The 7,647-nt window shown below is 64.2% G+C and carries 9 protein-coding genes; 6 read left to right on the top strand and 3 right to left on the bottom strand.

Annotated elements, in window-relative coordinates:
* Nucleotides 1-143 precede the first annotated feature (143 nt).
* Nucleotides 144-1,391: a DNA recombination protein RmuC gene (locus tag EOA24_RS21055; RefSeq protein ID WP_126080157.1), complete on the top strand. Its 1,248-nt coding sequence runs from the start codon at nucleotides 144-146 to the stop codon at nucleotides 1,389-1,391.
* Nucleotide 1,392: 1 nt separating this feature from the next.
* Here EOA24_RS21055 and EOA24_RS21050 read toward each other — a convergent pair whose 3' ends face one another.
* A complete protein-coding gene (locus tag EOA24_RS21050) occupies nucleotides 1,393-1,797 on the bottom strand; it encodes a GFA family protein (protein WP_126080156.1) in 405 nt (134 codons plus the stop codon).
* 35 nt (nucleotides 1,798-1,832) lie between these two features.
* Nucleotides 1,833-2,792, bottom strand: a complete 960-nt coding sequence (locus tag EOA24_RS21045; protein WP_126080155.1) for a cation diffusion facilitator family transporter — start codon at nucleotides 2,790-2,792, stop codon at nucleotides 1,833-1,835.
* 211 nt (nucleotides 2,793-3,003) lie between these two features.
* Between EOA24_RS21045 and EOA24_RS43935 the strand changes: the two genes are divergently transcribed.
* Both EOA24_RS43935 and sugE read left to right on the top strand, forming a co-directional pair.
* Nucleotides 3,004-3,129, top strand: coding sequence for a hypothetical protein (locus EOA24_RS43935; RefSeq protein ID WP_095819016.1), 126 nt, complete (start codon nucleotides 3,004-3,006; stop codon nucleotides 3,127-3,129).
* 193 nt (nucleotides 3,130-3,322) lie between these two features.
* The gene (gene sugE, locus EOA24_RS21035) at nucleotides 3,323-3,637 is read left to right on the top strand and encodes a quaternary ammonium compound efflux SMR transporter SugE (RefSeq protein WP_126080154.1); all 315 of its coding nucleotides are present in this window, start codon (nucleotides 3,323-3,325) and stop codon (nucleotides 3,635-3,637) included.
* A gap of 177 nt (nucleotides 3,638-3,814) precedes the next feature.
* Here sugE and EOA24_RS21030 read toward each other — a convergent pair whose 3' ends face one another.
* Nucleotides 3,815-4,243, bottom strand: a complete 429-nt coding sequence (locus tag EOA24_RS21030; protein ID WP_126080153.1) for a DUF6481 family protein — start codon at nucleotides 4,241-4,243, stop codon at nucleotides 3,815-3,817.
* A gap of 234 nt (nucleotides 4,244-4,477) precedes the next feature.
* Between EOA24_RS21030 and EOA24_RS21025 the strand changes: the two genes are divergently transcribed.
* From EOA24_RS21025 to EOA24_RS21015, 3 genes are all read left to right on the top strand, one after another.
* Nucleotides 4,478-5,530, top strand: a complete 1,053-nt coding sequence (locus tag EOA24_RS21025) for an LLM class flavin-dependent oxidoreductase (protein ID WP_126080152.1) — start codon at nucleotides 4,478-4,480, stop codon at nucleotides 5,528-5,530.
* A gap of 126 nt (nucleotides 5,531-5,656) precedes the next feature.
* A complete protein-coding gene (locus EOA24_RS21020; RefSeq protein WP_126080151.1) occupies nucleotides 5,657-6,826 on the top strand; it encodes an AI-2E family transporter in 1,170 nt (389 codons plus the stop codon).
* 88 nt (nucleotides 6,827-6,914) lie between these two features.
* Nucleotides 6,915-7,647: arylamine N-acetyltransferase (locus tag EOA24_RS21015; RefSeq protein WP_133374560.1), on the top strand; the 733-nt coding region annotated here is incomplete at its 3' end.

Genomic DNA, 7,647 nt, shown 5'->3' with positions numbered 1-7,647 from the left:
GGACGGGATCGGGAAGGATGATGAGCGGCTTGATCGACATGGCGTCTCACCTAAGACTTCGCTGGAGAAGCGTCAACGGGGGCAGCTTTTCCCTGTTCACGTTTTGATCTGTTCCGGCGATGCGAATCGGTTATGCTGCGCACATGAACGACATGACCTCCATCCTTTCGCAGCCGGTCGCGCGGCTCGGCGCCACCACGGTCACGCTCGGACAGGCGCTTGGTATCGTCGCTGTCCTATTCGTCGTGCTGTTCGCCGCGCTCGTCATCGCCCTGTGGCGCTCCGCCAAGGCGCGCGCGGTCGCCGCGGCGGAAGCGGCCGACCATGCCCGTGACACCGAGGCGCGGATGGCCGACATCATGCAGGCGCAGGCCGAGATGCAGGGGCGCATGGGCGCGATCGCCGACGTCTTCGGCGCCAGGCAGGCGGAGCTTACGCAATCGCTCGGGCAGCGGCTCGACGCCATGACCGGCCGCATCGGCCAGACCATGGCCGAGCAGACCAAGTCGACGCATGAAAGCCTGGCCAAGCTGCAGGAGCGGCTGGCGGTGATTGACACCGCGCAGGGCAATATCCAGTCGCTTGCCGGGCAGGTCGTGCAGCTGCAGGCGATCCTCTCCAACAAGCAGACGCGCGGAGCCTTCGGCCAATCGCGGATGGAAGCGATCGTCGCCGACGGGCTGCCGCACGGCGCCTATGAGTTCCAGGCCAGCCTCAGCAATGGCAGCCGGCCAGACTGCCTGGTGCGAATGCCCAACGGCGCGCCGATGCTGGCCATCGACGCCAAGTTCCCGCTGGAAGCGTGGAACGCCATCCGCGCCGCCGAGGGCGCCGACATGCAGAAGGTGGCGGCGCAGGCCTTTCGGCGCGACATCGAGGTGCATATCCGCGATATCGCGGAAAAATACCTGATCCAGGGCGAGACGCAGGACACCGCCTTCATGTTCGTGCCTTCGGAATCGGTGTTCGCGGAAATCCACGAGAATTTCGAGGCGGTGGTGCAGAAGGCGCACCGCGCCCGCGTCGTCATCGTCTCGCCGTCGCTATTGATGCTGTCGATCCAGGTTATCCAAGCGATCCTCAAGGACGCCCGCATGCGCGAGCAGGCGCATCTGATCCAGGGCGAGGTCATCCGGCTGATGGAGGATGTGGCCAGGGTCGACGAGCGGGTGCGCCGGCTGCAGACGCATTTCGGCCAAGCGGCCAAGGACATCGACGACATTCTGGTCTCGACGTCGAAGGTCACCAAGCGCGGCCAGAAGATCGAGGCGCTGGAATTCGCCGAGGGCGAGACCGAGGCGCCGCGCCCGGCGAAGGCCGAAGGCGGCGCGCGTGTGGCGGACTCCAAGACGGGCCAGTTGAGGCTCAGGGTCGTCGAGGACGGCGAATAGCCTACTGCTCTTCGAGAGTCGTCATGCCCTCGAATTCCGGCAGCCAATGCAACGCCGAGCGGTGCCATTTCTGTTGTCTGGGAACCAGGTCCTGACGCTGCCTGGCGGTCCCGACCCTGATGCCATAGACCTTCGGACCGTCGCCGACAGACGTTGCATAAAGATGCGAGCCGCAGTCGGCGCAAAAGGCCTGGGCGCGCCTGGCGCCGCTTGCCACGACCTTGATGTAGATCTTCGGCGCGCCCTTGATGATCTTGTAGTCGCTTTCCGGTGCCGGAACGGTGACGCGGAATGCCGTGCCGGTCAGTTGCTGGCAGTCGGTGCAGTGGCAGATCGAGGTCTTTTCCGGGTCGACCTCCGCCTCATAGGTGATCGCGCCGCAATGGCATCCGCCGTCGATCTTCATAGACTATGCTCCTCACAAACTTCGCTGCGTTCAACCTAACTATCGTCCGAAGCCTCGGCCATGGCCTTGCGCCGCCGCTCCCATGTGCCAGTCGCCTGCGGCTTGACGAAGAGCCTGGAGATTTGCGGCATTTCCTTCTTGAGCCTTGCCTCCAGGCGCTCGACGCAGGCTTCAATCTCCGGCGCGGTGAGGTGATCCTCGAATTCGATGCTCAAGCCCGCGACGATCTCCTCCGGGCCGACATGGACGCTTAATATGCCGTTCGCCTGCTGGACGGCCGGATCCTGCTGGACGATCGCCAGAACCTTCTTCTGGACCTCGGGCGACGCAGGTTCGCCGAGCAGCAGGCCCTTGCTCTCACGCGCCAGAAAAATCGCTGTGGCGCCAAGGATGAGGGCGATGCCAAGAGAACCGACGCCGTCGAGCTCCGGCCTTTCCAGGAGTTGCGCTGACAGGATGCCGGCGAAGGCGACGACGAGGCCAAGCAGCGCGGCGCTGTCCTCGAACAACACGGTGTAGACGCTCGGATCCTTGCTCGACTGCACGGCCTCGAACCAGCCCTGTCGGCCCTTCTGCCGGCGGAACTCCCTCAGCGCCACCAGCCACGAGCTGCCCTCGAACAAGAACGAAAGGCCGAGCACGATATAGTTGACCTTGGCGTTGACGACCGGTTCGGGCGCCATGATGTGGATGATGCCCTCATAGAAGGAAACGCCGGCGCCAAGCGCGAAAACCAGAAGCGCGACGATGAAACTCCAGAAATAGAGCTCGCGCCCGTGACCGAGCGGATGGGTGTGATCGGGCGGCCGCGCGGCGCGATGCATGCCGTAAAGGAGCAGCGTGCCATTGCCGGTGTCGACCAACGAATGCACACCTTCCGACAGCATGGCGGACGAACCGGTGAAGGCTGCCGCCACGAATTTGGTGACCGCGATCGCCAGATTGCCGGCAAGCGCGGCGTAGATCACCCGTCTCGATCCGCTATGTCCTGCCATCCGATCCCCGGCTAGCCCTGCGCGCGAGCTTAGCGGCCCGCCCAGCAAAGCTCTACAGACAATGCGCCAGTCCATGCGAGGTTTCGAACTGGCGTCGCGACCGCAAAATCGGTTGACAGCCGGCCGGCCGGCTTAGCAAAGCCGCACTGCCTCTTGCAGTCCGTCATTTCTCTTGTTTCACTCGGCTTGCCCACAATCGGAGGAGCGAATCATGGCTAAAGGTGCGATGAAGGCGGGCAAGGAAGCCCGCAAACCGAAGAAGGACGCCAAGAAGCCCGCCGCGGCCCCGGCTCCCAAGGCGCCGCCGGTCAAGGCGATGCGCATCAAGGAAAAGTAAGCGGCCCGAATCGGTCGACCGGCTCCCTGCAGATCTGAACCGGCGGCATGACAATGCTGCCGGTGTTTTGTTGATCGGAAAACAGGCCATCTTATTTTCAAGGAGGGAGGACGACCTCGCTTCCCGGAAAAACCGGCCGTGACGACCCGCCACCAAGCATCTCAGGCGATGCTGGAATGACCGAGCGTTTTTGATGTCCTGGATCTTTCTATGCTTCGCCGGCTTGTTCGAGATCGGCTGGGCGATCGGCCTCAAATACACCGATGGTTTCTCCAGGCCGCTGCCGACCCTTCTCACCATCGCCTCGATGATCGTCAGCCTCGGCCTGCTCGGCCTGGCGCTGAAGACTCTGCCCGTCGGCACCGCCTATGCCGTATGGACCGGCATCGGCACCGTCGGCACGGCGCTGCTCGGCATCTGGCTGCTCGGCGAACCTGCGACCGTCGTCCGGCTGGCCTGCATCGGCCTGATCGTCTGCGGCATCGTCGGGCTGAAGCTGGTAGCCTAAAGCGCGTCGCGATCTTTCAGATTCGCTCCATGCGCTTTAGTTTTTTGATTTTACGCATGTCTTTATCCCGAACCCGGTTCCCACTTTCGGGAGACATGCTTTAAATTAGAGCCGACGGCACAAACGCGTTCAGGGCCGCTTTCGGCGACCCTGACCGATCTTCCAAACAACCCGGACTTAGCGGGCCGAGAAGCCCGGAGGCGTCCTGCCGACGCGCGCCTTGCGGGCGGCGTAGCGTGCGTCACGCTTGGCCTTGCGCGCGGCCTCGTCGGCAAGCTCGAACGCGATGCGCTCTGCTTCCTCGGCCTCGCGGATTTTGGCCTCGGCGGCAGCAGCCTCTTCGGCGGCGATACGCGCCGCTTCGGCGGCGGCTTCGCGTTCGGCCTTCTCGGCCGCTTCGCGAGCCAGCTTTTCCTGCTTCAGCCTTGCCTTCTCCGCTTCGCGGATGGCGCGGGCCTCGAGGATCGCCTTGCGTTCGGCCTGGCGCGCCAGCACAGCGGGATCATCCGCCGCCGGCTTTGCCTTGAAGCGCGCGAGCAGCGCCTTCTTTGCCTCGTTCGCGGCATTGCGCCGCTCGAAAATGTCTTTTTCCCTGTAGATAGCCAAGTGTACTTCCCTGCAGTCTATTCGCGACGCTTACATACGCGTGAAAGCGGCGAGTTCAAGCGTCAAAACGGTATGCCAGCCATGAAAAAACCGGGCTTGTTGCCGCAGGGATACGGCTTGGCGATGCGCGATGCACTGTTCACCGATCGCGCCTCTGGCGGGCGGCAAGGCATACGGTTACCTAGAGTGCCAACAGGCAAAAAACCCACATGAACAGGTTCAGGACGCAACCAGATGGAACTCGGTCTCTACACTTTTGCCGATGTCAGCCCGGAGCCGGGTCCCGGCGCCATCGGTCCGCATGAGCGGCTGCGCAATCTCATCGAGGAAATCGAGCTGGCCGACCAGGTCGGCCTCGACGTGTTCGGGCTCGGCGAGCATCACCGCCCCGACTATGCCGCCTCCGCGCCGGTCGTGGCGCTTGCCGCGGCGGCCGAGCGCACGAAGAAGATCCGGCTTACCAGCGCCGTCACCGTGCTTTCCTCCGACGATCCGGTGCGCGTCTTCCAGCAATTCGCCACGCTCGACCTTCTGTCCAACGGCCGCGCCGAGATCATGGCGGGGCGCGGCTCCTTCATCGAATCCTTCCCGCTGTTCGGCTACAATTTGGAAGACTATGACGAGCTTTTCGCTGAGAAGCTCGATCTGTTGCTCGCCATCCGCGACCAGGTGAAGGTGATGTGGCAGGGCAAGCTACGCGCGCCGATCAACGGCCGCGGCGTCTACCCGCGTCCCTTCCAGGAGAAGCTGCCGATCTGGATCGCCATTGGCGGCACACCGCAATCCGCAGCCCGCGCCGGCGTGCTCGGCCTGCCGCTGGCTTTGGCCATCATCGGCGGCGAGCCGGCGCGTTTCGCGCCGCTGTTCGATATCTATCGCGAGGCGGCGCGCCGCGCCAACACCGATACGGCAACGCTTGCCACCAGCATCAACGTGCACGGCTTCATCGCCGAGACGACCGAGCAGGCGGCCGACGATTTCTACGGACCGCAGGCCGAGGTGATGAACCGCATCGGGCGCGAGCGGGGCTGGGGCCCGACCTCGCGGGCGCATTTCGACCAGGCGCGGGGTCCCAATGGGGCGCTCTTCGTCGGTAACCCCGAGCAGGTGGCTGAAAAGATCGTCGCCCAGCACAGGATCTTCAACAACGACCGCTTCCTGCTGCAGATGGCGATCGGCACCATGCCGCATGCCAAGATCATGAAGGCGATCGAGCTCTACGGCACCAAGGTGGCGCCGATCGTGCGCAAGGAGACGGCCAAGGCGGCGCCAGCGCCGGCTGCCTGACGAGCGATCCGCTCTAAACCGGCCCCCCGGATGCGGAAAGCCGGCTCTTGGAACCTTGCCCGGAACTCCCGCGTTTCCGGCACAGGCCCGCCATGCATTATCGGCTGGCGGCTTGCAAGGGAACCGATGAAAGCCGAACAGACCGCTTCGGGCGCAAGCGCTGCCGAAAGCCCTGACCCGCGTGCCGATGCCAGGGCGGACATACGCCTGATGCGGTCGCTGGTGATCGGGATCTTCATTCTGATGACCGCGGCGGCGCTATACTTCGCCCGCGCCTTCTTCATGCCGGTGATGCTTGCCTTCCTGCTGGCGCTGACGCTGACGCCGATCGTGCGCTTTCTGAGAAAGCACGGGATCCCGGAAGTGGTGTCGGCGACGCTGTTGGTGCTGCTGTCGATCTTCATTTTCACCGCCGCCGGCTATCTGCTCAGCGGCCCGGTTATCGACCTCATCAACAACTCCTATTCGATCGGCCAGCAGCTGACCGAGCGGCTGGCGCCGTTCAGGCGGCCGCTCGAACGAATGACGGACCTCGCGCATCAACTGGAAGCGCTGACCGAGACCTCGCAGGAGCCCGGCCTGCAGCGGGTCGCGGTGGCGCCTTCCGGCATCCTCTCCACCGCGGCCAGCAACATCCTGGAAGCAGGCACCGCGATCACCATCGTCTTCGTGCTGTCGCTGTTCCTGCTCGCCTCCGGCACGCTGTTCTACGAGAAGATCGTCCAATCCTTCGCCAGCATGACGCAGAAGAAGCGGGCGCTGCGCGTCGTCTATGACGTCGAGCGCGAGATTTCGCACTATCTGCTCACGGTCTCCGTCATCAATGTCAGTCTCGGCACGGTGATCGGGCTGGGCCTCTGGGGGCTCGGCATGCCCAACCCGCTCGTCTGGGGGGCGATGGCGGCCTTGCTCAATTTCCTGCCCTATGTCGGGGCGCTGATGACCGTCCTGATTGTCGCCGTCATTGCGCTGATCAGCTTCGACACGATCGCCTATGCGCTCTTGGCGCCGGCCTTCGTGGTGCTGTGCGACATTGTCGAAGGCCAGTTCGTGACGCCGACGGTGGTCGGGCGGCGTCTTGAGATCAACGCCGTGGCGATCTTCATCGCCATCGCCTTCTGGTCCTGGCTGTGGGGCTTCGTCGGCGCGCTGATGGCGGTGCCGCTGCTGGTCGTCATCAAGGTGTTCTGCGACCACTTCGAGAGCCTGAGCCCGTTCGGCAATTTCCTGGCGGCGCAGCAGACGGCTGTCGTCGATGACGAGCCGGCCGAGAACAACCACAATCAAGCAGCCTGAGGGCTGGCCCAATCCCAAATCCCGGCCATTGTTTGCGACGCCGGTGCCCAGTGCCTATATCGGACCGGTCAAGCCGGACCCGTCCTGAATGAGCGACTTCGATCTCGATGGCTATTTTGCCCGCATCGGTTACGGCGGACCGGCCGACGCTTCGCTTGCCACGCTGCAGGCGCTGCACGCCGCGCACCCGCGGGCGATCCCGTTCGAGAACATTGATGCCTTGATGGGCGTCTCCGTCGGCCTCGACGTCGCTTCGCTGCAGGACAAGGTTTTTCGCCAGGGCCGCGGCGGCTATTGCTTCGAGCACAATCTGATCTTCATGCACGCGCTTGACGCGCTGGGCTTCACCGTCAGCGGCCTTGCCGCCCGCGTGCTGTGGGGCCAGCCGGATGACGCCGTCACGGCGCGCAGCCATATGCTGCTGCGCATCGAGCTTGGCGGCCGCACTTACATCGGCGATGTCGGCTTCGGCGGCCTGACGCTGACGGCGCCGCTGCTTTTGGAACCAGGGCTCGAGCAGCAGACGCCGCACGAAACCTTCCGCCTCGTCGAGACCGGCGGACAATTCCGCCTGCAGGCCGATATCGGCGATGATTGGCGCACGCTCTACCGCTTCGACCTGAGCCGGGCCTATGAGGTCGACTACCGGGTCGCCAGCCATTTCCTGTCGACGCATCCGAGCTCGCATTTCCTGTCGACGCTGGTCGCCGCGCTCGCTTTGCCCGACCGGCGCTACGCGCTGCGCAACAACCGCCTTTCGACGCATCATGCCAGGGGCCGCAGCGAGCAGCGCGAGATCGCGACCGCCGTCGAACTTGCCG

The sequence above is a fragment of the Mesorhizobium sp. M2A.F.Ca.ET.039.01.1.1 genome (genome assembly GCF_003998035.1).
GTDB lineage: Bacteria > Pseudomonadota > Alphaproteobacteria > Rhizobiales > Rhizobiaceae > Mesorhizobium.
Note: the sequence above shows the minus strand (reverse complement) of the source record. Positions and strands in the feature narration are given on the sequence as shown.